18 protein-coding genes are annotated in these 25,162 nt (G+C 32.5%); 7 read left to right on the forward strand and 11 right to left on the reverse strand.

The window, feature by feature from the left end; genetic code table 11:
* Nucleotides 1-9: 9 nt before the first annotated feature.
* From ABJD27_RS09605 to ABJD27_RS09630, 6 genes are all read right to left on the reverse strand, one after another.
* On the reverse strand, nucleotides 10-3,306 hold the full coding sequence (locus ABJD27_RS09605; protein WP_348163006.1) for a CRTAC1 family protein: 3,297 nt from the start codon (nucleotides 3,304-3,306) through the stop codon (nucleotides 10-12).
* 40 nt (nucleotides 3,307-3,346) lie between these two features.
* Nucleotides 3,347-3,922 (reverse strand): LacI family DNA-binding transcriptional regulator, encoded by a 576-nt coding sequence (locus ABJD27_RS09610; RefSeq protein WP_348163003.1) that lies wholly within the window; start codon nucleotides 3,920-3,922, stop codon nucleotides 3,347-3,349.
* A 6-nt stretch (nucleotides 3,923-3,928) separates the two neighbouring features.
* Nucleotides 3,929-5,980: a family 20 glycosylhydrolase gene (locus ABJD27_RS09615; RefSeq protein ID WP_348163000.1), complete on the reverse strand. Its 2,052-nt coding sequence runs from the start codon at nucleotides 5,978-5,980 to the stop codon at nucleotides 3,929-3,931.
* Nucleotides 5,981-5,983: 3 nt separating this feature from the next.
* Complete coding sequence (gene nagB / locus ABJD27_RS09620) at nucleotides 5,984-7,915, reverse strand: glucosamine-6-phosphate deaminase (RefSeq protein ID WP_348162998.1); 1,932 nt, start codon at nucleotides 7,913-7,915, stop codon at nucleotides 5,984-5,986.
* Nucleotides 7,916-8,125: 210 nt separating this feature from the next.
* Entirely contained in the window at nucleotides 8,126-9,736 is a 1,611-nt protein-coding gene (locus ABJD27_RS09625) for a RagB/SusD family nutrient uptake outer membrane protein (protein ID WP_348162995.1), read from the reverse strand.
* Between the two features lie 10 nt (nucleotides 9,737-9,746).
* Nucleotides 9,747-12,785 carry a TonB-dependent receptor plug domain-containing protein gene (locus tag ABJD27_RS09630; protein WP_348162992.1) on the reverse strand — a complete coding sequence of 1,013 codons (3,039 nt, stop codon included), beginning with the start codon at nucleotides 12,783-12,785 and terminating at the stop codon, nucleotides 9,747-9,749.
* A 192-nt stretch (nucleotides 12,786-12,977) separates the two neighbouring features.
* Between ABJD27_RS09630 and ABJD27_RS09635 the strand changes: the two genes are divergently transcribed.
* Genes ABJD27_RS09635 through ABJD27_RS09645 form a run of 3 tightly spaced genes read left to right on the forward strand, consistent with a single transcriptional unit; the run spans nucleotide 12,978 to nucleotide 16,095 of the window.
* Nucleotides 12,978-14,027 carry a histidine kinase gene (locus ABJD27_RS09635; RefSeq protein WP_348162989.1) on the forward strand — a complete coding sequence of 350 codons (1,050 nt, stop codon included), beginning with the start codon at nucleotides 12,978-12,980 and terminating at the stop codon, nucleotides 14,025-14,027.
* Nucleotides 14,024-14,743, forward strand: coding sequence for a LytTR family DNA-binding domain-containing protein (locus tag ABJD27_RS09640; protein ID WP_348162986.1), 720 nt, complete (start codon nucleotides 14,024-14,026; stop codon nucleotides 14,741-14,743). The genes ABJD27_RS09635 and ABJD27_RS09640 overlap by 4 nt, the downstream gene beginning before the upstream one ends.
* Before the next feature lie 2 nt (nucleotides 14,744-14,745).
* The gene (locus ABJD27_RS09645) at nucleotides 14,746-16,095 is read left to right on the forward strand and encodes a sugar MFS transporter (protein ID WP_348162983.1); all 1,350 of its coding nucleotides are present in this window, start codon (nucleotides 14,746-14,748) and stop codon (nucleotides 16,093-16,095) included.
* Nucleotides 16,096-16,450: 355 nt separating this feature from the next.
* Here ABJD27_RS09645 and ABJD27_RS09650 read toward each other — a convergent pair whose 3' ends face one another.
* The 3 genes from ABJD27_RS09650 to ABJD27_RS09660 all read right to left on the reverse strand — a co-directional run bounded on the left by ABJD27_RS09650 (nucleotide 16,451) and on the right by ABJD27_RS09660 (nucleotide 19,822).
* Nucleotides 16,451-16,684: a hypothetical protein gene (locus ABJD27_RS09650; RefSeq protein ID WP_348162980.1), complete on the reverse strand. Its 234-nt coding sequence runs from the start codon at nucleotides 16,682-16,684 to the stop codon at nucleotides 16,451-16,453.
* A 103-nt stretch (nucleotides 16,685-16,787) separates the two neighbouring features.
* Complete coding sequence (locus ABJD27_RS09655; protein ID WP_348162977.1) at nucleotides 16,788-17,024, reverse strand: hypothetical protein; 237 nt, start codon at nucleotides 17,022-17,024, stop codon at nucleotides 16,788-16,790.
* Between the two features lie 464 nt (nucleotides 17,025-17,488).
* Nucleotides 17,489-19,822 (reverse strand): hypothetical protein, encoded by a 2,334-nt coding sequence (locus ABJD27_RS09660; RefSeq protein WP_348162975.1) that lies wholly within the window; start codon nucleotides 19,820-19,822, stop codon nucleotides 17,489-17,491.
* A 266-nt stretch (nucleotides 19,823-20,088) separates the two neighbouring features.
* On the opposite strand from ABJD27_RS09660, the gene ABJD27_RS09665 reads away from it, so the two are divergent.
* From ABJD27_RS09665 to ABJD27_RS09680, 4 genes are read left to right on the forward strand one after another with little or no spacing between them, the layout of a single operon-like run.
* Complete coding sequence (locus ABJD27_RS09665; protein ID WP_348162972.1) at nucleotides 20,089-21,003, forward strand: hypothetical protein; 915 nt, start codon at nucleotides 20,089-20,091, stop codon at nucleotides 21,001-21,003.
* Nucleotides 20,996-21,928 (forward strand): leucine-rich repeat domain-containing protein, encoded by a 933-nt coding sequence (locus ABJD27_RS09670; protein ID WP_348162969.1) that lies wholly within the window; start codon nucleotides 20,996-20,998, stop codon nucleotides 21,926-21,928. Before ABJD27_RS09665 ends, ABJD27_RS09670 begins: the two co-directional genes overlap by 8 nt.
* A gap of 59 nt (nucleotides 21,929-21,987) precedes the next feature.
* Entirely contained in the window at nucleotides 21,988-22,521 is a 534-nt protein-coding gene (locus ABJD27_RS09675; protein WP_348162966.1) for a sigma-70 family RNA polymerase sigma factor, read from the forward strand.
* A complete protein-coding gene (locus ABJD27_RS09680; RefSeq protein ID WP_348162963.1) occupies nucleotides 22,518-23,336 on the forward strand; it encodes an anti-sigma factor in 819 nt (272 codons plus the stop codon). The genes ABJD27_RS09675 and ABJD27_RS09680 overlap by 4 nt, the downstream gene beginning before the upstream one ends.
* Here ABJD27_RS09680 and ABJD27_RS09685 read toward each other — a convergent pair.
* Nucleotides 23,316-23,648 (reverse strand): hypothetical protein, encoded by a 333-nt coding sequence (locus tag ABJD27_RS09685; protein WP_348162960.1) that lies wholly within the window; start codon nucleotides 23,646-23,648, stop codon nucleotides 23,316-23,318. The two genes, ABJD27_RS09680 and ABJD27_RS09685, sit on opposite strands and share 21 nt — an antisense overlap.
* A gap of 151 nt (nucleotides 23,649-23,799) precedes the next feature.
* A complete protein-coding gene (locus ABJD27_RS09690) occupies nucleotides 23,800-25,077 on the reverse strand; it encodes a hypothetical protein (RefSeq protein ID WP_348162957.1) in 1,278 nt (425 codons plus the stop codon).
* Nucleotides 25,078-25,162: the final 85 nt, after the last annotated feature.

Here is a 25,162-nt window from a genome sequence, read left to right on the forward strand (position 1 = left end):
ATATATGAGTCAGTCTTTAAGTTCTATAATCTTGAGGTAGTTATTTTTATTAAGAATAATAAAACAGGTTTTATCATTAATGATTATCTTTTTTATTGATCTAGCTTCATTATTATTTAAGTAGCTGGTGTCGGTGCTAAATTTAAATGTACCTTCTTCATTTCCTAGTAAGATGTATCCTTTTGAAGAATCATAACGAATAGTTTCTACTTCGGATTCAAATACATTGCCTATCCCAAAAATATCTACATATCCATCATTGTTAATGTCATGACTTTCTATACTTAAAGTAGGACTAAATTGTGCCTGATTTGGTAACCTTTGTGTTTTAAATTGACCATTCCCTTTATTGACCAAAACAAAGGATGCAAAGTTGTGAGCCTGGTAATGAGTTGCTTTGTTTAGTTTGTCATCCCCATAAATTTTAAACATTGTAGAAGATGCAAATTCTTTATAATTTTTAATAGTATTATTTATAAAAGGTGTTTGTTGGGAAGAACACTCTCTTCCTCGTACAGGGATTAAATCTCCTGTTTTAGATACTTTACTAAGTGCTATATCAAAAGTTGTATTATCATCAAAATAATCTGCATATATATGTAATGGTTTTGTTTCTGTAGGATGAAACTTGTTGTTAGTACCCCAATTTCCTATAACATAGTCAGGCTTACCATCATTATTTATATCAGTTTCTTTAATTGCTTGATACCAACCGTTAATACTATCTAATGTAGAATCTTCTTTTTTAATGAATTGTTGATCTCTATTTTCAAAAATTGTAATAGGCATCCATTCTCCTACTACTATTAAATCATCATCTCCATCATTGTCATAATCAGAAAAGATGGCATCATTTACCATGCGTAATGTAGAGATATCATTAATTTTTTCAGAAGTAACATTTTCATACTTTTGACCCTTATTTTCAAGTAAATATGAATGATCAGATAAAGGATATTTCCCAGATTTAACCCTACTGCCTATAAAAATATCTTTATCACCATCATTATCAAAATCTGTAGCAGTAATCCCTTTAGAATTTATAAATATAAGAGGTAACATATCACTTTCGTGAAAAAAGCCCTCCCCATCATTTATATATAAACGATCTTGTAATAATGGACTATTATCCTCTACTTCATAGCCTCCTGAGGTTACATATAAATCATAATCATTATCATTGTCAATGTCAATAAATTTTGCATCCGTGTCTTCATAAAGAAGATCTTTCTGAAATAATTTTTGATTGCTTTCTATAAAAGCGCCATCTCTTTTTTGAATATATAAAGATGATGCAGCTCCTCTAGCATTTCCAACAAAAAAATCGTCTAGTCCATCATTGTTGACATCAGCCACTGCTAATACAGAACTTATTTCTGATTGTTTTTGAGGTAATAGAAGTTGTATGTCAAAATCATTAAATTGATTTTCTTTTTGAAGATAATTAATACCTAAACTTGATGGGTCAATATTTTTAAATAAAGAAGGAATGACTTCTTTATGTTTTGTGGAAGACGAATCTTTTTTGGTAAAATCTAATTCTAATACTTGATTAACCTCTACATCAGTTAAAAACTGATTAGACCCATCTGGCCATTCAACCTTGATGCTATCAATAATAGTTGTATTTCCTAATCCAAAATGTAATTTATTAGTCACTGAAGATTGATAGCCTCTACTTACAAATAATGTTTTTGATTGTTGTAAGTCTTTAGCATATAATTGTACTTTACTACCTATCGCATTCTTATTTTGACTTGGGCCTTTAAGTGAAAAAGTGATAAAATTTTGATTAGAGTTATTAGCGTATACAGAAGCTTCATCTGCTTGATTATTGATAACTAAATCTAAATCTCCATCATTATCTAAATCACTATATACAGCACCATTAGAATTCACTTTTTCCTGAATACCCCAAGTTTTTGATGCTTTTGTAAATGTTAGATCTCCATTATTTTTATATACGTAATTCTGTAATTTATTAGAAGGCATCATAGCAATAGCTTGTTCTAAACTTACCTTTTTTCTATTCATGATATTTTGACGCATTTGGTCTCTAAAATCTTGATTAGAAAGATCATGATGTATTCCATTAGTAATAAAAATATCTTTTAGTCCATCATTGTCAAAATCAGCAATTAATGGAGCCCAAGACCAATCAGTATTACCAATACCAGCTAATTGGGCAATTTCACTAAAAGTATTATTGCCATTATTTAGTTGAAAAACATTAGACATATATTGATGGTGGTAATTTGCATTTACCATCATATTAAAACTATTAATATTCATGGATGCCATATTCTCTTTACCTCTTATATGATCTTCGGCAAGCATGTCTAATACAATTAAATCTGATTTAAAATCATTATTGAGATCTTCAAAATCAGAACCCATACTATTATTTGATATATGCTTAAAAGTGTTTAACGCATTATCTGAGAATGTGCCATTTTTATTATTGAGATATAAATAGTCTGGATGAAAAAAATCATTAGCAACAAAAACATCTAACCAACCATCATCATTAAAATCACCTATAGATGCAGATAATCCCCAAGCCTTATTTGCTATACCAGAACTATTAGTAATATTTATAAAGCGCCCATTCTCATTTTTAAATAATTGATCAGATCCGTAATCTTCAATTTTTTCATCCCTCTGTATGTCAATAGTGATATTATTCCTAAAATCTACCCTATGATTTACTAAATACATATCCAAATCTCCATCATTATCCATATCAAAAAAATAAGATTGGATAGAAAACCCATAAAAATCAATCCCGTATTGAGTAGCACTCTCTTTAAAAGTATTGTTTTTTTGATTTATAAAAAGCTTGTTTTTACGAGCTTCGTTATTTTGTAAAGTTCCGGATTTGCATACATAAATATCTAACCAACCATCATTGTTAATATCTACCATTGTTACTCCGGTGGTCCAACCTTCTTCATCAGAAACACTAGCACTTTCTGTTATGTCTTCAAACTTAAAATCCCCATTGTTTACATATAATTTGTTAGATTTTTGATTGGAAGTAAAATATAAATCTTCTAATCCATCATTGTTAATATCACCAGTAGCAACGCCACCTCCATTATATACATATGGATAATTTAAAAAGTTGAAATACAAATCTTCTTCTACTATATTGGTAAAATGAATATTAGTATGGTCGTTATTTACTAAACTAAAAAGTGTTTTGTTTTTTGTTATTTCTTCAGATTTATTACAAGAAGTAAATAGGAACAAGAATAGAAACAAATAATATATTATTAATTGAATATGTCCTTTAATAGTTTTCATTTATTTCTATTAAGTATATGTGAGTTTGATCTTTTTATTATTAAGCACTTAAATGAGTATGGTTAATCTTTAAAAGTAACTCTTTTACAGAATCTTGACCAATTTTAAAGCCTCTCTCTTTATAAATGTCATTTGCCTTTTTTTGCTTATTTATGTAAATAACGGGTATTCCTTTTTTAATGAAGTTTTTTATATGATTTTCTGCTTTTGAGAGAATAACTTTTTGTGTTGAAGAAAAAATAAGTCCATCTATAATATTACTATCAAATAATAATTTAGAATATTCTATTTCTTTATTATAATCATTACAAGATTGATAGACCATGATCTTATAATCATTTTTATAAGATTCTTCAGTAATACCATTTAAAGAGTCTAAAAAAAAACTATCCTTAAGGTCAGGAAGTATAACTCCTAATATTAAACTATGACGATTATTCCTTAATGCAGATGCATGAATATTTGGTCTATAATTAAGTAGTTTAGCTATATCTTTTACTTTCTTTTTAGTTTCCTTGCTTATTTGAGAACTATTACTAAGAGCTTTAGATACTGTAGAAATAGAAACCCCTAAAATTGATGCCAAATCTTTTAATGTAATATTATTAGCTTTCATATTCTTTCACTTAATTAAATAGTTAATCTCACAAAATTTAATTATTCGTTCTAGTGAATCTACTATTGCTAATTCAACATCGATAATAGCCTCTTCTAAAATATGTAAGGATGCCTTTAATTCATTAAGATCATTTTGTGTAATCTTTTTTGTATTAATTGCTTTAAGTAATATCTTAGAAGTATTAGATAAATTTTGGGATAAGGCTCTTAGAGGAGCAACATTGGGATTATGAAGTATAGGTTGTAGATTTCTATAGTTATTTGACCAAATTTCAAGATGTTTTTTAATTTCTATAATAGAACTTTCTTCTTCTAATTTGTTTGTAATGTTATTAAATCTCATTGCATCTGGAGCATCTGCGGTACAAGCATCAGCAAATAGGGTAAAGGGGGAGTAGGTTTTGTATTCAGTACCTCCTTTATTTCTGGAATACACTTTTAATGGTTCACATAGATTAGACAACGATTGAAGAGCTTCGTTGTCTTTATGATTACTAATATTTCTTAAAATAACTTCTTTATTTCTTATATGCGTAATCCCTAATTCTTCTAATTTATTAGAAACATCTTCAAGCCGAATTAACATATTATCAATATCATTAATTTCTTTTTCTGACCAAAATCTTTCTGCTATAGCAGCTGTTCTTGGCCAAATTCGAGAATCAATCGTAAGAGGAGTTACTAATTCACTCCACATTGTTGCTTCTCCTCCTAATATACGCTTTCGTTCATCTGTTGTTAATTGAACATCTCCTATTGGATCTACAGTATAATGATGCTTTACAGACAACATTCTATCAATATAATAACCATTAGAAAGTACCGTTTGATACCCTTTCTTTGCAGCACTAATTAACGAACCTCCTTTGGACATTCCTTCATTTTCACCTCTCCAAGAATGTATCACAGCTGTTGTTGGCATATTTGGAGTCATTATTTCATCCCAACCCATTAACTTCTTTCCTAAATTACTTAAGATTTCTTCAAGTTTAATATTAAAATAAGTTTGTAAATCATGATTTGTTTTTAAATCATGCTGTTTTTTGAACTTTTGAATAGCTAGGTTTTTATCCCAATGTTTTCCTTCATTCTCATCTCCTCCAATATGAAAATATTCATCTGGAAATAAAGGTGCGATTTCTGTAAATAAATTCTTTAAAAAAAGATATGTCTTGTCATTAGTAGGGTCTAAAGTAGGATCAAAAACACCTGCATATCTCTCAATAGCATATGCATATTCTTTTTTGCTTCCTAATTCTGGATAAGCAGTTAATATAGCAGAAGCATGACCAGGAACATCAAACTCTGGAATAACCCTTATACCTATACTAGATGCATAATTGACAACCTCTTTTATTTGTTCTTGAGTATAGTACAATCCATCAGATGATAACTCTTGAAGTTTAGGATATACTTTAGATTCTACTCTGAACCCTTGATCGTCTGTTAAATGCCAATGAAAAACATTAAGCTTCACAGAAGCCATGGCGTCTAAATTTCGTTTAATAACATGCACTGGCTGAAAATGCCTAGCAACATCAATCATTAAACCACGCCAAACAAAACGAGGGGTATCATTTATATTTAATCCATGAAAATAATAATTGTTACTGTCATAATCGGTTAATTGTAACAATGTTTGTAACGCATATAACGCACCAATATCTGTTGGAGCAGATATTAAAATTTTCTTTTCTTTAATAGATAAAGAATAAGATTCATCATCTTGTAAAGATAATGTTGAGATACGATCAAATTTTATTTGAATAGAAGCTTCTTTGTCATTTATTAATGGAAACCCCTCATTAATAAAGATTCCAGTTCTATTGGTCAATCGTCTAAGAAAATTAATAGAAGCGTTATAAACTCTTCCTTTTTTTTTTGTTCCCTGTATTGAAATTTTGATATCAGGATTTATTATAAAAGCAGCATCGATTTCAATAACTTCTTTTGGCCATGGCATTAAATTATAGTTCTCTTGTAAGTCGTTTTGAGAAAACAATGTTAAGCTTATAAAACAAAATAAGATTAGATGTAATGTTAAGCGCTTCTTCATATTTTAAAAGTGATATCTCTTAAATGCTTCTATAGCTGCATAATCAGCTAGTCCAAGATCATTGTATTTTTTTGCAGTTAACCTGTTTCTATCTTCAACTCTAACCCAGAATTCTCTAGAATCATCGCCTTGAAACATGACACCATCTTTTTGTGATTGATGATAAAATATTGCGTGTCTCTTTTTGAGAACTTGATCTGGACTCATGGGTACTGCCATATCTATTTCGTAAGATTCCCATTCATGCCAAGCTCCTCTGTATAACCAAACCCAACAATCTTGCATATATGGTTTTTCTTTTAAGAAATTAATAGATGAAAATAAAATATCTAGACACGCCTTATGAGTTCCATGTGGATCTGCTAAATCTCCTGCTGCAAATATTTGATTAGGTTGGATTTTATTTATTAATTCATTGACAATAGAGATGTCTTCTTGAGTGATATTCCCTTTTTTGATAGTTCCAGTTTCATAAAAGGGGAGATTTAAAAAATGTACATTAGTGTCTGATATTCCTAGATATCGTGTCGCAGCCAATGATTCACTTTTTCGGATAGACCCTTTAAGCCTCCTAACAGAAAGCGGATCTATGGTGTCATTATCCTTTTCATTTTTTATAAAGTCAATAATGTTGTTTACCTCTTTAGAATCTGAATTAATAGTTTTTGCAATCTCTGCAAATTTTAATGCTTCTTCATTAGACACAGCTATATTTCCAGATGTTTGATATGCAATATGAACTTCATGTCCTTGTTCTACTAATCGATCAAAAGTTCCTCCCATAGATATGACATCATCATCTGGATGAGGACTAAATATGATAACCTTTTTTTTAGTAGGAATAGCTCTTTCGGGCCTATTAGAATCGTCTGAATTAGGTTTTCCTCCAGGCCAACCAGTAATTGTATGTTGAAGCCTATTGAACATCTTAATGTTTAAATCATATGCAGTCCCTTCTTCTGATAAAAGATCAGACATCCCATTGTCATTATAGTCTTTGTCTGTTAATTTTAGAATAGGTTTTTTTAATAATTCACTTAACCAGACTACGGCCTTTAGTTTAAGAGAAGCTGTCCATAGACATGATTTGACAAGCCATGGCGTTTTTACTCGAGTTAACTCAGAAGAAGCTTCTTCATCTATTACAAAAGTTGCATTTTTATGATGCTGCAAATATGTTGCAGGAACATTAGAACTGATATCACCTTCAATAGTTTTCTTTATAATAGTATTCTTATTGAGACCCCAAGCTAAAAGAACAATTCTTTTTGCATTACATACGGTGCCAATTCCCATAGTAATTGCTTTTTTTGGTACATTGTCAATACCTAAAAAAGCAGGAGCTGCATCTATTCTTGTTATATGATCTAGGGTTATAATTCTAGTACTTGAATTAAAATGTGAACCAGGTTCATTAAAACCAATATGCCCTGTTCTACCGATTCCTAAAAGTTGAAAATCAATCCCTCCAACTTCTTTAATCTTTATTTCATAATCTATACAATATTGATATAAATCTTCACTTTTTATGACCCCATTGGGAATATTGATATTTTCTGGTAAGATGTCAATATGATTAAACAAATGCTCGTGCATAAAGTAGTGATAGCTTTGGATATTACTACTATCCATAGGGTAATACTCATCAAGGTTAAAAGTGATCACGTTTGAAAAACTTAAGCCTTCCTCTTTATGCATTCTTACTAATTCCTCATATACTTTAATAGGGGATGAGCCAGTAGCTAACCCTAGAACACAATGAGAATTAGACTGTGTCTTTTCTTTAATTAAAGCGGCTATTTCTCTTGCGACTAAAATAGAAGCTTCATTGGAAGTTTTAAAAAGGACATTATGAATTTTTTCATAACGAGTTTCTTCAAATCTCCCAGCTTTAGAATAGGTAAGTGTTTTGTAATTTTCTAAATCTAATATCATAAGCATTATTCTATACAAAATTTCTAAGTACAGAGCAACATGAATGGCGCTGTTTTAGAATCCTAAATTTATAGTTGTTTGTTACGCTTTCGCGAAAGCGTACTAATCCCGATTCACAATATTTAATGATCTTTATAAGTGTAAAGCAACGGGGTATTATTTCCCCGTTGCTAAAGCTTAATTCAAACTAATATTCAAACAGAATTATTTTTAAAAGTTAGGACCTCCTGTATCCCACCATACTCTTGTGCCAGCATTATCAGGACCACCCAAAAGATTGACAGCAGCAGCTACTCCTGTAGCATTTGTAGATAATTCACTATCTACAAAAGGAATCCTTCGTATCTGTATATCTGTATCTACAACTCCTCCACTTTGATTACTCACTACAGGAAATATTCTTGGATAACCTGTACGTCTATATTCGGTCCATGCTTCTTGACCTTCAGGGAACATAGCTATCCATTTTTGAGTGATAACCTTTTCTAACTTCATTTCATTAGAGTCACCAACATTCCAAGCTATGGTAGCGTCACTAAGAGCCGCTATATTATTAGCTGGCGTTACAGGATCTACATAATCTGCGGGTGTTGAAGTATTATCAATAATATAACTAGAGGCACCACTTGCTCCTCGTTGTTGAAAAGAGATTGCAATACCTTGTTCATAATTTGTTTGTGCATCTCCAGCTCCAGTCCAATTGCGTAATGACGCTTCAGCTCTTAAAAAATAAACTTCTGATGCTGTCATTAATTGAACTATTGGCGTGTGAATATCATCATTTAATACTGCAAAATTGATGTAATCAGCTTTTTGAGCAAGTTCATCGGCAAATCCAGAAAGTAATGGCAATCCACCACGAACTCCTTTTAATTCCCCAGGAACAACAGGGACTGTTTCTGCATCTCCTGGATTTACTTCAGAAAAATAAGAATTTATTCTTGGATCATTATATCCCGATAATATTGACTCCATAGAAGCATTCATACGGATATCACCCCATGAATTATCTATGGTAGCGAGAGGGTGATCTATATTACTGTTTACAAAAAAGCCATCTTCATTTGATTCTATTACACCTATAGGGTGATTTAATGCTTTTTCTCCTTCAGTTTGTGCCTTTGCTGGATCTACTTTTGAAATATGAATAGCCAAGCGTAAACGTAATGAGTTTGCAAATCTGACCCATTTCGTATAATTTCCTCCGTATGATAAATCAAAAGCAGTAAATCTCGCGTTGTCAATATCTGCGGTTAAGCTTGCTACCGCAATATCTAAGTCGGCAAAAAATGCATTATAGGCTTCTTGTTGAGAATCATAAACCCCCGCATTTTCTAAATCACCAAAATTAGTATACACTATAGGTCCAAAAACATCAGAAACACGATGCATAGCCTCAACTCTTAGAATTAAAGCGACGGCATTTAATGTTGGAAAATCAGTCTCTGTTAATCTGTTAATAGTTGCTACATTATTCATTACATTAGAATAAGGTACCGTCCAAATAAAATCATTCCACCCACTAACCAAATTATATGTTGTGTTGTTTGCTCCTGCTACAAACGGGCGAGGATTGGTCATATATCCTGAATATACATCTGCATTTAAATTTTGTTGTAATTGATAAGACCATGCAGGTGCATATTGATAAATATTTTCAAAAATAGGTCTGTAATTTGAACCTACAATCTGAAAATCTACTTCCAGTTGTTCTTCTGTAATGTTTCTGGGATTAACATTTACATCGTCAATATCACTACAGGAAATTGTAATTAATCCAAAAATAATTAGAATTAATAATAGCTTACTTATTTGTTTCATAGTCATTTTTTTAAAATGTTAAGTTAACGTTAAGTCCAATGCTTCTCGTAGATGGAAGACCAAAAACATCTACACCTTGTAATGCATTACCTGTACTTAACGAAATATTTGGATCATGGGGAGCATCTTTGTAAAAGAAAAATAAATTACTCGCAACTAAAGAAGCCTTGATATTTGAGAAAAATGAATCATTAGATAAATTGAAGTTATGACCAAGTGCAAATTCTGCAAGTCTTACATTTGTTGCACTATACACATACTCTCCTGTAAATCCATTTCTACCACCAGCTGCACTATAATATTGTTGAGCAGTAATTGTAGAAACGACTCCTTCTGAACTAACGATTTGTACAGGCGCATTTGCAGTTTCTCTTGCAGAGTTATTACTTATACCTTCAACAATAGCTTCTGTCAAACTCACCGTTTCGCCACCAAACTTTCCATCAATTAAAAAGTCTAATGTAAAACTTTTGTACTCAAAAGAGTTGTTCCAACCAAGTGTAAAGTCTGGATTTGCGTTACCCACTAATTCTAATCCAGGAACTCTGTCGTCGTCGTCTTGCTGTTGAATAATAATAGATCCAGCTTCATCTATATCTACTATAGGTAAACCATTTTCGTTTCTGGCAACTACTTGTGCATAGATATCCCCAAAAGATCCTCCTTGTACTAAAAATGATCCAAAAGTATTTACACCAGGGGGTGAAATAGCAACGTTCGATAGTGAATTTATTCCATCTATATCAGTGTTTACCACTTTCTCAATTTCATTATCGTTAGTTGCAAAATTTAAATTTGTGTGCCATTTAAAATCATCAGTATCTATTGGCTTAGCAAATACAGTAACTTCGACCCCTTTATTTAAAATATCTCCAGAATTTATCAATGCAAAAGGAGCTCCTTCTGGTGTTGCGGTTGTTGAAATAGGGACTGTAAATAATTGATTTATCGTGTTTGTTCTGTAGTAACCTATATCAATTCCATAGCGGTTATTGTCAAAACGCCATTCTGTACCTATTTCGAAAGAACGCTGTCTTTCTGGCTCAGGAGTAGTTCCTGGAAAAGGATTTATTGGTTGGGTAGAACTAATTCCTCCGCCACCAAATACAATAGATCTATTACGTGCTAATAAATCTGCGCCAAAACCATTTCCAACTTCGGCATAGGAAACACGAAGTTTTGCAAAAGAAACTTTATCTCCAAGATCAAACAACTCGCTTAATACTCCAGTAGCTCCTATAGAAGGATAGAAGAAAGAATTATCTGAAGATGGAAGTGTAGAGTCCCAATCGTTTCTTGCTGTTAGATCTACATATAATTTGTCTTGATATCCTAAGGTAATGCTTGTAAATACAGAATACCCTAAAGTTTCAAATGAGTTCTGAGTAAAGTTTACTTGTGGATTTCCTTCAAAATTTTGGAACGAAAATACGTTTGCAAACTGTAAACCTCCATTAGTTCCAGAATCTCCTGTAAAAGACTCAGTTGTGTTACGAGTAATACTAGTTCCTACAATGGCATTTAATGAATAATCATCATTAATTGTTGGTGTTATCGTGGCTATAACATCTCCAAAAAGACGTGTAAAATCATTTTCAGTGACAATATAACGCCCATTTAAAGGAGCTAAAGTAGCTTCGGTAGTTGCAAATACTCTCTTTTCATAATCTAGAATTGACTTGTCATACGTACCTCTGGCTTGAAGAGTTATTAAGTCATTAAATTTATAGTTCAAATTTAATGATGCTAATAATTTATTGTTAGTGTCTTCTGCTGGGTTACGATTCAAAATCCAATATGGGTTTTGTTCGATATCTGATGTTGGTCTAAACCAGCGTTGCGCTTGAATATTTCTAGAAGGATCAAACTCTTCAAAATTACTATACTCAGAAAGGTTTTCTGTATCCGATTGAAAATTATATGCTCCTATTAATGGGTTAAAATACAAACCTGAAACGGCTCTATTTCTAATTTTTTGAGTAGAAGCAAGTACACTTGCATTAACCTTAAGTTTGCCATCAAATAATTGAGCAGTCTCTCTGATGTTAAATGTATGTTGTTTTATATTGTTTGTTTCTAATACACCTGACCCAAAAGTATTACTATATGAAAAATATGTTTGTGCCGTTTCTGATCCTCCAGATATATTAAGAGAGTTTATGTTTGTTACTCCGGTACTTAGAAAATCATCAACGTTGTCTTCGGTTTCATTATTAAAATCTAAATGATAAGCGGCACTTTCTACAGTTAAATTAGAAGAATAGTTTACTTTAAATCCACCAGATCTACCACGTTTTGTAGTAATTAAGATAACCCCATTTAAACCAGCGCTACCATATAGTGCAGATGCTGAGGCCCCTTTTAAAACCGTTAAAGATTCGATGTCATCTGGATTAAGTAGTGCTAATGCATCACCACCATCTCTATTACCACCATTAATATCACCAAATGTATCAGATGGTTGTCCTGCTGTTGGATTAGATAATGGCACACCATCTACCACATATAATGGTTGATTACTACCCAGAGAAGAATTACCTCTTAAAACAACTTTTACAGAACCTCCAGATCCCGAAGCACTTCGTGTAATGGATACTCCAGATATTTTACCAGATAAACTGTTAATAGGATTTGTCTGTTTAGTTCTGCTTAATTCATCAGCATTAATATCTTGAGCAGCATACGTTATAGATTTACGTGTTTTTTTGATTCCGAGTGCAGTGACAATAACTTCATCAAGACTCTCTAAGTCTTCTTCAAGTTCAATGTTAATAACTGTAGCATCCTGAACAGTAACCTGTGTAGTTTTCATTCCTAGATAGGAAAAACTCAATATGTCACCTGTCGATGCCGTAATGACATAATTACCATCAAAATCTGTTTGAGCACCTTTTGTTGTACCTTCAATTAAGACGTTAACCCCTACAATAGGAGTCCCATCGATTTTTAAAGTCACTTTTCCTGTAATTTCTTTTTCTTGAGCAAAAGTCACTTGACTCGTGAGCAGTAAAAATGAAAATAAGAAAAATAATCTTAAGCTTTGTTTCATAATTTTGGTTATTTAATTTGCGTTAAATCTATCAGTTTAGGGAGTATTAAAAAAAAAAATAATGCAGACAACGTAGTTTTGCATACGAACAACACTAAATTGTCGACAAAGAATATTGACATTAAAAGAATTCCTAATTTTATTGCTAATTAATTATTATATCGTTAAAATTGTTGCCTAATTAATAATATTTTGGCAATAAAAAAGAGGATTAAAAATACCATTCCAATTAAATACCATATCCTATTTTGGTTAGGTTATTTTTCATTTAATGTAATTCGTTGGGGTAGTTATTTTGATGATTTTTGGTATTCGTTTAAATCAAATCTTGTCGAGTTTCCTATTCATATTATTGTGATATACATTAATGTGTATTACCTTATCCCTAAGTATATTCTAAATAAAAAATATAGAAAATACTTATTGTATCTGTCATTAATATTGGTGTTAGTTTATTTGATTCGAACAGGATTGAATTATCTGCTAGTAACAAAAGAAATTTGGCCAGAGGCAGAAGATTCTGGGAAATTTTTAGAATTAAATCACATCATTGCTGTAATTCTCGGAGAACTTTATGTGGTAGGATTTGTATCTGCAATTAAGTTAGTTATTGATTGGTCTATTGAGAAACGAAAAAATGAAGATTTGGCTATTTTGCAGACAAGTACTGAACTTAAATATTTGAGAACTCAAATACAGCCACATTTCTTTTTTAATACATTAAATAATTTATATGCCTTAACATTACAAAAATCAGATAATGCCCCTAGACTAGTTATTAAATTATCAGAAATGATGCAATATGTATTATATGAAGTTAATACGTCTAAGGCAGATTTAATAGAAGAAATAAGTCATATCAATAACTTTATAGATATAGAAAAATTACGTTTTGGAGATCGTGTTGAATCTGTTATGAGTATATCTGGCAATATAGAAGAAGTTAGCGTACCTCCGTTGCTCATCCTTTCATTTGTAGAAAATTGTTTTAAACATGGACTTAAAGAAAATGATAGCGTAAAAATTAATATGGACTTTAAAATAATAGATAAAGATTATTTAGAATTTACACTTAGTAATAATTTCAATCCTGATTCCAATACAAATGATAAAGAAGGTTTTGGAATTGGAATTGCCAATGCAAAACGAAGATTATATTTATTGTTTTATAACAACTTTACTTTAGAAACTAATGTTAAAGAAAATATATATAGTCTCTCTCTAAAGATTCCAGTGAAATGAAAATTAAATGCATAATCATTGATGATGAACAACTGGCAATTAATGTCATAGAGAGTCATTTGAAAAAATTTACTGATGTTGAAATTATAAACACATTTAATCAACCCTTAAAGGCATATAGTAGTCTTGAGAAAGAAAAAATAGATGTTCTTTTCATAGACATTAACATGCCTCAAATGAATGGACTTACGTTTATAGAAAACTTAAACTATAAACCTCTAATTGTTATAACAACAGCCTATAGAGAATACGCTGTAAGGAGTTATGAACTAAATATTTTAGACTATTTAGTAAAACCAATCCCTTTTAATAGATTCCTAAAAACAATGAATAAAATATACCAACAGGTTTATTTGAATTCAGAAAATCAACATACTCATTTACGCCAAGAACCTCATATTTTCTTAAAAGTAAATAAGAAACTAATTAAGATTAACCTTAATGATATCTTATATATAGAAAGCCTGAAGGACTATATTAAGCTTATTACAAATGTCGGTGATCATCTCGTTCATAAATCTTTAACAGCAATAACTGATGAACTTCCTGAATCAAGTTTTATAAGAATACACCGCTCATATACGATCTCTATAAATAAAATAGAAGCTATAGAAGGAAATACTGTAGAAATAGCAAGTAGAAAGATTCCTATAGGAAGAAATTATTTAAAAATAACGAGAGATCGAATACTTAATACCCCAGAAGAAGAAAATTAACAATGAATGATGCCCTTAAAGTATTACCCCAAAAAAGTACATTAATTCCAATTCTTATTATAGCCGGATTGTTTTTTATTGTTGGATTCATTACTTGGATTAATGGAGCCTTAATTCCATTTATGAAAACAATAAATGAATTAACAGATTCCCAATCATATATAGTAGTATCTGCGTCATACATTTCTTTTGTCTTTATGGCTTTGCCTGCTTCGTATATTATCAATAAAATTGGCTATAAAAAGGGAATGTCATTAGGTTTAATTATCATGGCAATAGGAGCATTAATATTTATACCTGCAGCTCGAGCGAGAACGTATTGGATATTTTTAATTGGAATTTTTGTACAAGGAGCTGGAATGACATTGTTGCAAACAGCCTCAAATCCATATATAACTATTTTAGGTCCATTAAAGAGTGCTGCAAAACGTATAGCTATTATGGGAATTGCAAATAAAGTTGCAGGAGCACTTGGATCGGTGATTTTTGGAGCCATATTATTATCAGGAATAGATGAAATAAAAAACAAGTTAAGTTTAGTCGATACTATAGAAAAAAATCAACTGTTGAATACTATGGCTGACAGTGTTATAGCTCCATACATTATTATGGCAGTTGTATTGCTTTTTTTAGGTTTTTTAATAAGAAAAGCACCACTTCCTAATGTAGAAGCTGCACCCATTAAAGAAATAAAAGAAGGAGCATCTATTAAAAAAAATATTTTTCAATTCCCACATTTATGGTTTGGTGTTCTAGCATTGTTTGTATACGTCGGAGTAGAAGTTATAGCGGGTGATACTATTATATCCTATGGAATTTCTTTAAATATCCCGATAGAGCAAGCAAAGTTTTTTACACTATTTACATTAATGGCAATGGTAGGAACTTATATTTTAGGAGTATTTCTTATTCCAAAATATATCCGTCAAGAAACAGCATTAAAAGTAAGTGCTATACTTGGTATAATACTATCAGTTTGTATTATAATGACAAACGGATTTTCTTCAGTTCTTTTTGTTTCTGCATTGGGAATTGCAAATGCATTAGTTTGGCCTGCAATATGGCCATTGGCTTTAAATGGATTAGGGAAATTTACAAAAACGGCTTCAGCATTACTTATCATGGCAATTTCTGGTGGGGCTATTATGCCCATAGTATATGGGGCTATAGTAGATTATAGAAAAGAAGAACTAATTACAGTAGGGGTAGAAGAAGTTATAGCAAGTTCTGAAGCTTCTACTTCAGGATATTGGATTTTATTACCTTGTTATGTCATCATTTTGCTTTATGCTTTTTGGGGACATAAGATAGGCTTGAGAAAGGAATCCATTTCTTCTTCAAGTTTGGATTAACTAATGTTAGAAGATATTAAAAGCATAAAAAAGATCGTATAGTTTTATCTATACGATCTTAATTTTATAGTCAGTAATGACTAGCAGTATACACAAACGCGAGGTCATGCATATGGATGACCACTATAATCACAAAAAGTAACATGATCACAGTTTAGATCACGGCACTCTTCATCAATTCCTTTTTGCCATTTTTACTTAAGATTTCCCCTAAATTCAGTAACTTTTTCATAATCAAAATTTTTATGATTACTAAAAACCTTAATTATGTAATGACATTCTTAAAGGATGTATTAAAGAAGGTGATACCTCATTAACAATAAGGCAATTAATTGCTTGTGTTTTAATGTGTTTATTAACAAGTGCATACGCCTCCTAGGTATGCTATAGTCCCATTAGGAAGAGTATGGGGATGTGTACCTGCACAATAATGGTCTAAATCTGGGCAATCAGCACCATTACCATAAGGGTTACAAGAACCTCCTGTATTACATTCACCATCAGAAAAACCGACAAGTCTTCTTCCTCCTTTAATTTCTTTTTGTTGTGTGCGAGTTAATTCTTCTCCTAAGATCAATAAATTTTTCATGTTTAAATTTTTTATGATTATTAAAAACCTTGATCATTTAAAGACATTCAAGATGTACGTCTATATTCTAAAAATTGTGTAGTTACTTACACTTTAATTACGATTAGTTACAAGTGCATATTCCAGCTGTAAATACTTCTCTAGGTCTTTGAAAACCTATAATTGTAGTTGTAGTACCTACACAATAGTGATCTAAGTCTGGACAATCACTACCATTTCCATAAGGATCACAAGACCCTCCTGTTGTACACTCTCCATCTGATATACCAAAATCCCCACCTTTGATCTCTTTTTGTTGCGCGCGAGTTAATGCTTCTCCTAGTTTTAATAGTTTTTTCATGATTATAATTTTAAGTAATGTATAAATCCTCGATCATTTAAAGACATTCAAGGTATCTGTCTATTTCTCTTTGATAGTCTTAAAGGATATATTAAAAAGACAATACTTTATTGTTGAAATAGTTTATTCAATTTAAAGGAAACAATGTGGTGTATTTGTTTTATAACTCGATACTCAAACTTCAGTGTTTCTAGGGGTTAACACAAGAAACATGTGCGAAAATTCACGGAATTGGAACACTCAAATTTGTTTGTAAATGACTGTTTGTGAGATGTCTATTTCATTTTAAAGTAAAATAAAATATAAGAAGTATATAAGCGTCGGTACGATAGTATAATACTAGTTTCTATATGAAGAATGTGACATTGTTTCTTCATATTGATCGGTAACAACTAAGTAGTATTGGACAGAAAGAGATGTATGGTAAGTACGCTTTCGCGAAAGCGTATAAAGAAGATGTACAATTATTTTCTAAACCATTTCTTAACCGTAGCTTCTGTTGCTTTATTATTAGGAGTAAAAGCCGTATTCTCTGCGCCACGGTATTCTAGATAACTAGGGAATTTCCACCATAGGATTCCTGCACACCACGGCTCATTCTGAATGCCTTTAAAAATGACTTCATAACAGCGCCTTTGGTGATCCTCATTAAAGGGAGTATCTCCATCGGCATGTGGGTTTTTCCATGGAGCTTCAATACTTCTAAAACCAATTTCAGTAAAGACAATAGGTTTCTTGTATTTCTGATACACATCTTTGATTTTGGTTTTTACTTCCTCAAAGCTAGCTTTTAATTGAGCATCTGTAGGATTATCTTCTTTACTTAGTGGGTAGTATGAGTTTAAGCCTATAAAATCGAGTTCGTTCCAGAAATCAACATTTTCAAATTCTTCTCCCCAATTTGCTGCATAAGTCATATTGCCTTGATATAATCCTCTAGCTTTTTGAAACATGTGTTTCCATTGTTCTCCATGACTCAACGTTGCTTTTGCAAACTCAACGCCCATGCATAGTGCATCTATTTGGTGTATTTCTGCAAGGAAGGTATAATGACGAATCCATCTGTAATAATAGTCAAAAAAGGCATTCCAATCTTTTTCGTTATCATATTCGAGAGCTCCTGGCCAGCTATTACCAAAGAATACTTGTGGTTTTAATACTGATTGCATGCCTCGTTGTTTTGCTTCATAGGCAGAGTGTACAACGCCTTGGTCGTTTTCTGATCCTGCTCTACTTCCTATAGAGAGATAGGTAGGAGCATTTTGACCTCGTATGTAGCTATATGGAACAATAGCAATAGCATTGCCTCCCATATCATGTTGCTTCTCTATCGCTTCTGTAGCTTTTCTAGACAGGTATCCATTATAAATGCTATATCCTTCGTGAGCAAAATTAAATCCTTTGAGGTATCCTACGTCTGGTTTTTCTCTTTTCTTTTTAGGGTATTTACGTGCCTCTCTAGCAAGATATTGTTGCCATTCTTTTTCTAATGCCTGTATTTCTTTTTGAGATGGAATCCAGTTGGTGTATTTTTTTAAGAATGCTTCTTTTCCCAGATCCTCTATTAAAAAAGAAACAAGTGAAGCAGACATACATGCGGTGAGCAAGGGAGATTCTTTCTCAATCAACTCATTATCAAAAAGTTCTTTTAAGCTTAAAGCGTTTCCGGATTCATATAAACGTGCAGACCAATATGGATATCCCTCTCTTTGCCATTGATCTGAAAAATAAACACCAAAACCTTGTGAGAATGTCTTAGAAGAGGCATCTCCTAAGATATGCTGAAGTAACAATGTATTTTCTTTTTCTATATAATTGTCGAGGTACTTATCATTTATAATAGTGTGTACCGCATTATTATCTATATCGATATGTGCTTGTTGTGTGTTACCTACCATAAGCCCTTTATCTTCGGCAGTAGGATACAGATGGTATTTTATTTTTGCAATGGATGTGGTACTTCCTGTAAAATCAATAATCTGTTGGTATGTATTCTCTAGATCGATTACCAATGCTGTTACAGCATCTTGTGATATCTTATGTTGATGTGAGATAACATCAAAATGTGCAGATTGTGCAATTGTCTCATTGCCTTCAGAATAATCAAAATAGGTAGTAGGATCTATTTTCCATTGTGAATTAAAATTACCCATCGTAATCCTGTCAGTGGTACGATAGATTTCATAATCCATATTTTGCCAGAAAAAAGACGCGCCTGTTTGTGTGACTCTATGATTAAAGAATTCAAAAAGAGCAGTCGCATCATTACCTGTTAAAAAAGAAAAAGGAAACGTATTATTCTCTGGATTTGGAAAAAATGCAACCGATAAAATATCGGAAGTTGTCGTATATGATTTTGAGTTAAAAGTAATCTTATTGTTAGAAAAGGAAACAGGGATGTTTTTGGTGAGTTTTTGTAATAACGGATTGTCCTGAGGTGTGCCTATTAAAAAGAGAATGTTTTCTTGGATATCTGTTTCTGTTAATTCGGTTACTTGTTTGTAACGAATAGTCGCATTTCTTCTTCTTCCAGTTTGAGGTAGTTCAGTAACCTTTTGTAATAGCGTTTTATAGTTTTGAATCAGCGTAGGATTTTCGGCTCCAAAAACAACAAGTACTTCTCGTTTGTTAAAGAAGCTACGTCGGAGTTGCCGACGTGTCGGTAAAGAGACCGTATCTTGTTCTAGCATCACCATGTCTTGAAGCAATGCTGTGTCCTGAGAAGGCGCATTACTTAGAAGAAAAACTCCAGAAATAAGTAAAATGACTACAATTACCCCAATGCCTATACGTTTCATGATATGGTCTAATTATTATGTATTAAATGTAATCTAAATACAGGTATGTAATATCTAAATATTTATTAAAAAATGAATGTGATGATTTCTGTAGAATACTCGAGAGGTATTAAGTGGTTGTATAAATGCTTTAAGGTTCGTAAGGACTTTATAATTTAGACTACTATTACAGTGATTTTAATAGTACCTTGTGTACTTATAAAAATAGTAAGCAAACTCTTTACTTGAGACTCCATAGATACATATTTTTAACGCTTCTTGTTGTCATGGCTCATACAATTCAAGCACAACAACTTCGAGCAGATGGAGGCCTTTTATTAAAAGCAGAAATTACTCTAGGAAATCAAAATCAATGGCTTAAGATAGGTGCTTTCGGGTTTGGGACTTTAAATTATGGAGATATTTCTTTAGAGAGTGGTGTTTCTTTTGCATCCTATCAATTCTTAAAAAGACATACCAAGAAAAGATCGGGGTTGGCATATTCATATGAGTTTTTTGCTCTTGGCGGAATAGGAAAAAACACCAATCTTTTAGGGTCTTCAGTATCAGAATTAAATAGCGCTATTATTTTTAATCCATATGGAGAAGGAGGTTTTAATGGCCTCGGTTTTGGTTTTGGAAAAGATTATTTACCTAAAGATTTACAGAGTTATGGTATAAAAAGAGGGCAATTTATTATGCGTTTCAGTAATGCAAATCATAGTGTGCATAGTGTTTTTTCAAACGACTTTAAATTTGGAAATATTTTTAATGGAGAGCGTACAGATTATGCAACTACAGGATCTCTTACGATAGGAGTAACCGATATACGTGATATTCATCGAGTATATCAAGCAGGAATTGCGGTTGAATTATTTACGCCACAACCAGATTACTCAAGATCTCCAAGGAACCCTATAAATTCTGATGATGGTCGTAAGAATGTTTGGTTTACACTACCGCCTTTTAAAGAGTTGTTTTATTCAAATTTATATGCTTTTGGAACCTATCAAAATGAGCACTATGAACTACATTCAAAAATAGGAGTCAATAGCAAATGGATAGGTGCTTTTGTACAAAACACATTGCATGATGGATTTGGGCTAAACCCTCGATTCCCTTGGAATGTAGAAGAAAAAGATACCTTGTTTTATGAAATTACAGGAAGTGCTATTTACACCTTAGGAGCAGACCATGAATAGAACAGTTTTTATATCATGTATACTACTCGTCTTACTCTCTAGTTGTGGAACCTATACTACGTTTTATGGAGAAACAGTACAAGACACAACGGTTGATGAGCATACAAGACGATTGGACTTGAGTTATCAAAACCTCACGGAACTTCCGTTGGCATATGACACATTACACAGTTTGCGAATGCTAGACCTTTCTGGTAATGTAGATTTGGATATCTCTCACGTATTGGCATCTATTACATACCCAGAAGAGATAGACGTACTCATATTAGATAGTTTAAATCTTAAAGAAATTCCTCCAGAACTAAAGAGATACACACACCTCAAACAATTGTCGTTAGGATATAATCCAAGATTAGATATAGAGAAAACAATTGCTAGTCTCGAGGGGACTTCGTTAGAGTTTTTAAATTTAAGAGGGAATGAGATTATAGAGATACCTCAAAATATTGAGACTTTACAAACGCTTAAGGATCTTAATCTTTCATATAACCATATTCATGATGAGGCGAGTTATCAATATTTAGGAGCATTGCCAAAATTGTTTTCCTTATGGATTGACCATAATGAGTTAACAGTATTGCCTACGACAATAGGAGGGTTGTCTCAGCTTCGTTACTTTTATATAGATCATAATAAACTGACCACTTTACCCAGCGAAATTTCTGGAATGGAAAGAGTCTGGACGATACACGCAGGACATAACCGATTTACGGAATTACCAATAGAATTAATGGGTGTGCCCAAATTAATACTGGTACATATGAATAACAATAGGATCGCTTCTATTTCTAGGAACTATGGAGAAAAGAAATACTCTATGAAGGCATTATTGTTAGATCATAACCCACTTCCAAAAGAGGAACGTTTATGGGCAGAAAAGGCATTTAAGAATTTCTTTTTACTGTCTTTTAAACAAACATTTTAAGGTGTTATTTTCTGTTATTTTGATAAGAAAACTGTACATTAGATCCTTGTAAACTACCTATGCAACCAGACCAACTTATCGTAAGATTTCAACAAAAGGACGAGCGTGCTTTTGCAGAACTCTATGCGTTATATAAGGAGAGTATTCTGGGGGTTATTTATAGTGTAGTACATGATCAAGAACTCTCAGAAGAAGTATTGCAAGATGTATTTGTAAAAGCATGGAATAATGCAAGTTCTTATAGTTCAGAAAAAGGACGTTTCTTTACCTGGCTATTAAATATAGCTCGTAATGCAGCGATCGATAAAACGCGTTCTAAAGCATTTAAAAATAGTAAGCAAAACCAGAATGCTGCGTATTACGTAGATATTCTCGAGGAAAAAAGTAATTTTTCTTCCAAGGTGGATGCAATAGGCATAAAAAAGTATATTGAGATATTAGAACCTATATGTAAAAAGGTAATACAATTACTCTTCTTTAAGGGATATACACAAAAAGAAACAGCCGAAGCGTTAGATATCCCACTAGGGACTGTAAAGACCCGTAATAGGATTTGTATTAAAAAATTAAGAGAAGTATTAGGAGAAACGTGATAGATATTCAAGCATATATCGATTCGGGAGTTTTAGAACTCTATATCTACGGGACACTTTCTGAAGCAGAAAATCTCGAGGTTTCTCGTCTTGTTGCATTACACCCTGAACTCAAGGTTGAGGTAGAGCGTATCGAGACAGCATTACAAGAACTCTCAAGTGCCGTAGCTCCAGATACATCTTCTAATTTTGAAGCGATTCAGAAAAGAATTCAGATGCAAGAAGGGGATGGCGTGATTCCGCTTTCGCGAAAGCAAACTTCACCAGAAAATAAACGTGTCCCTATTGCTGCTTATTTAGGTTGGGCAGCAGCTGTATTATTACTTGTGGCTGTAGGATATCAGTACACTGAAAATCAAAAACTAGAAGATCGTATTGTAAATACAGAACGTGAGCAAATTCTTCGAGATGCAAGAGTGCAAATGGCCGAAGAAGAATTGCAAATAACAACGCAATTGCTAGATGTATTACGCAATAAAGATATCATCTCGGTGCCATTAGGAGCACAAGCTATCGCACCTGAAGCTTATGCATCTGTGTATTGGGATAAAGAAACTGGGAAGGCATATGTTGATGTACGTGGATTGCCTACACCACCAGAAGGAAAAGTGTACCAACTATGGTCACTTACATTAGATCCTCTTACACCTACAAATATGGGGATACTTGATCAATACGATCCAGAAGGAACACAGCTCTTTGCTGTTGATAATCCAAATGCTTCTCAAGCCTTTGGAATTACCTTAGAACCAGCAGGAGGTAGTGATACACCTACGCTAGAGCAACTCTATGCTCTAGGCGTTGTTGAGCCATAGTAAGGAAGTGCTAAATATCAGGCTTATAAAGAGTATAATATAAGCAGTTCTTTTTAAAGGATTCCATTCCTGATTCTCTTTTAAAATTACTGTTCTCATACTAGGAGAAAAGATCATCATTAGCGAAGAGAAGAATAGTAAGATAAAAGCAATCAACCTACCGTTTGTAGATGATGCGCTTTCTGCAAAACCGTTTAAGAAAAGTGGAATAATATCGTATAAAAACAATCCATTCCATACAATAAAACCACCAATGGCGTATGAATTTTTAAATGGAATAGAGAAGAACTTCTTCTTTTCTGGTGGCGTCATGATGTATTTATATACACCTAAATTAAACCATATTTACAAATAAAAAACGCCCTATTCCAGTAACCAGAAAGAATAGGACGCTATACCCAAAAGATGTGGGTATACTAAACAAATCAAAAAACAAATCTAGTCGTTGGTATTTTTTGCGTAATTATAAATTTTTAATAGCTCTTGTGGTTATAGGACCTAGTTCGTAACTAGCTTCTAGTAATTCTTTTTTTATAGGAGCTACACGATCATGTAAGCCATTTGCTTTATAAATTTCGGCAAGATGATATTGCGCTACGGGTTCGTGTGTTTTATTTGCCACATGGGCTTCAGCGATGGCTAAGGCTTTTTTATACTCTCCTTTTTGTTGGTAGGTATAGGCAAGTAAATCATACGATTGTGGGGTTGGTCTATTCTCAATTTCTTTTTGTGCAATCTGTATAGCAGTATCATATGCTTTGCCTTCACTAAGAAGGGTTTCGGCAGTATAGGTATTGTACATATCTCCATATGCTGGATTTTGAATTGCTTCAAAATAGCTGTCTAGATATTCTTCTTTGAGATTTGGCTTGTTTTGGTATTCAGCTATTTCGGCTTTAAGTAAGAAGTAATCTGGACTTTGATGTTGTTTTTGAATCGCTGCTAGGATACGTAAGGCTTCCTCTGGATTCTTCTCATGAGAGTAGGTGATCCAGGCGATCCCTTTTTTCGCGTAAGCGTTATTAGGATCCATCTTTAATGACTTGAGGTAATATGTATACGAATCTTTGATACGTCCTGCGTGGCCATAATAATCGGCAAGATTGGTGTAACTCCAGATTTGCAATGGTTTATTTGAACTACGGTCTACAATGGCCATAGCTTGTTCCATATAATGAATGGTTGCATCTAGGTCACCTTTGTAATCTTTCCATTTTGCTAAACGAATAAGGTAATTAAAGTCAGAAAAATCAACAACGCGTTGTAAATAAAGTTCTGCAGCTACGTAATCTCCTAATTCCATGGCAACATCATATTGCATTAAATGGGTTTCTCTTTTGTTAGGAAGAAAATCTTCTGCTTCTTGTAATGCTTGAGCAGCTTCTTTAAATCGATGTTGAGAAATAAGATTATGAGCTAATGATCTTAGGTAGTTTTCTTTTCCTATGTAGGCTTTATCTGCCACTTTTCTAATAGTAGATTCGGCTTTTTTTAATGAATTTATATTACCAGTGATTTGAAAAAGGGTAGTGTATGCTTGCGCGCTTTTTCCTAAAGGAATGATCTGGATACTATCCTGTTTTATTCTAGGATTCCAAAATTTTAAATCACGGAATGCTTCGTTTTTTACGGCAACGTCTTGTGATTCTAAGTAGGTGTTATAATCTTGTATGTCTGTAATTTGTTGTTCTTGACATGCAAAAAGAAAACAGATACAGGCTATTAAATATATAGGTTTCATGTTGATATTGTTTTTGATAGCAAGGATATTAAAAATTGACTTTTATAGAAGGAGCTTGTTTTTATGGACAAGCTCCTTTTTTTCT

This window comes from Dokdonia sp. (assembly GCF_039945015.1).
In the GTDB taxonomy this organism is placed as follows: Bacteria; Bacteroidota; Bacteroidia; order Flavobacteriales; family Flavobacteriaceae; genus Dokdonia.

Coding starts and splice junctions, on each gene's coding strand:
- ABJD27_RS09605 (WP_348163006.1), bottom strand. CDS start 3,306: ATGAAAACTATTAAAGGACATATTCAATTAATAATATATTATTTGTTT.
- ABJD27_RS09610 (WP_348163003.1), bottom strand. CDS start 3,922: ATGAAAGCTAATAATATTACATTAAAAGATTTGGCATCAATTTTAGGG.
- ABJD27_RS09615 (WP_348163000.1), bottom strand. CDS start 5,980: ATGAAGAAGCGCTTAACATTACATCTAATCTTATTTTGTTTTATAAGC.
- nagB (WP_348162998.1), bottom strand. CDS start 7,915: ATGATATTAGATTTAGAAAATTACAAAACACTTACCTATTCTAAAGCT.
- ABJD27_RS09625 (WP_348162995.1), bottom strand. CDS start 9,736: ATGAAACAAATAAGTAAGCTATTATTAATTCTAATTATTTTTGGATTA.
- ABJD27_RS09630 (WP_348162992.1), bottom strand. CDS start 12,785: ATGAAACAAAGCTTAAGATTATTTTTCTTATTTTCATTTTTACTGCTC.
- ABJD27_RS09640 (WP_348162986.1), top strand. CDS start 14,024: ATGAAAATTAAATGCATAATCATTGATGATGAACAACTGGCAATTAAT.
- ABJD27_RS09645 (WP_348162983.1), top strand. CDS start 14,746: ATGAATGATGCCCTTAAAGTATTACCCCAAAAAAGTACATTAATTCCA.
- ABJD27_RS09650 (WP_348162980.1), bottom strand. CDS start 16,684: ATGAAAAATTTATTGATCTTAGGAGAAGAATTAACTCGCACACAACAA.
- ABJD27_RS09655 (WP_348162977.1), bottom strand. CDS start 17,024: ATGAAAAAACTATTAAAACTAGGAGAAGCATTAACTCGCGCGCAACAA.
- ABJD27_RS09660 (WP_348162975.1), bottom strand. CDS start 19,822: ATGAAACGTATAGGCATTGGGGTAATTGTAGTCATTTTACTTATTTCT.
- ABJD27_RS09665 (WP_348162972.1), top strand. CDS start 20,089: ATGGCTCATACAATTCAAGCACAACAACTTCGAGCAGATGGAGGCCTT.
- ABJD27_RS09670 (WP_348162969.1), top strand. CDS start 20,996: ATGAATAGAACAGTTTTTATATCATGTATACTACTCGTCTTACTCTCT.
- ABJD27_RS09675 (WP_348162966.1), top strand. CDS start 21,988: ATGCAACCAGACCAACTTATCGTAAGATTTCAACAAAAGGACGAGCGT.
- ABJD27_RS09685 (WP_348162960.1), bottom strand. CDS start 23,648: ATGACGCCACCAGAAAAGAAGAAGTTCTTCTCTATTCCATTTAAAAAT.
- ABJD27_RS09690 (WP_348162957.1), bottom strand. CDS start 25,077: ATGAAACCTATATATTTAATAGCCTGTATCTGTTTTCTTTTTGCATGT.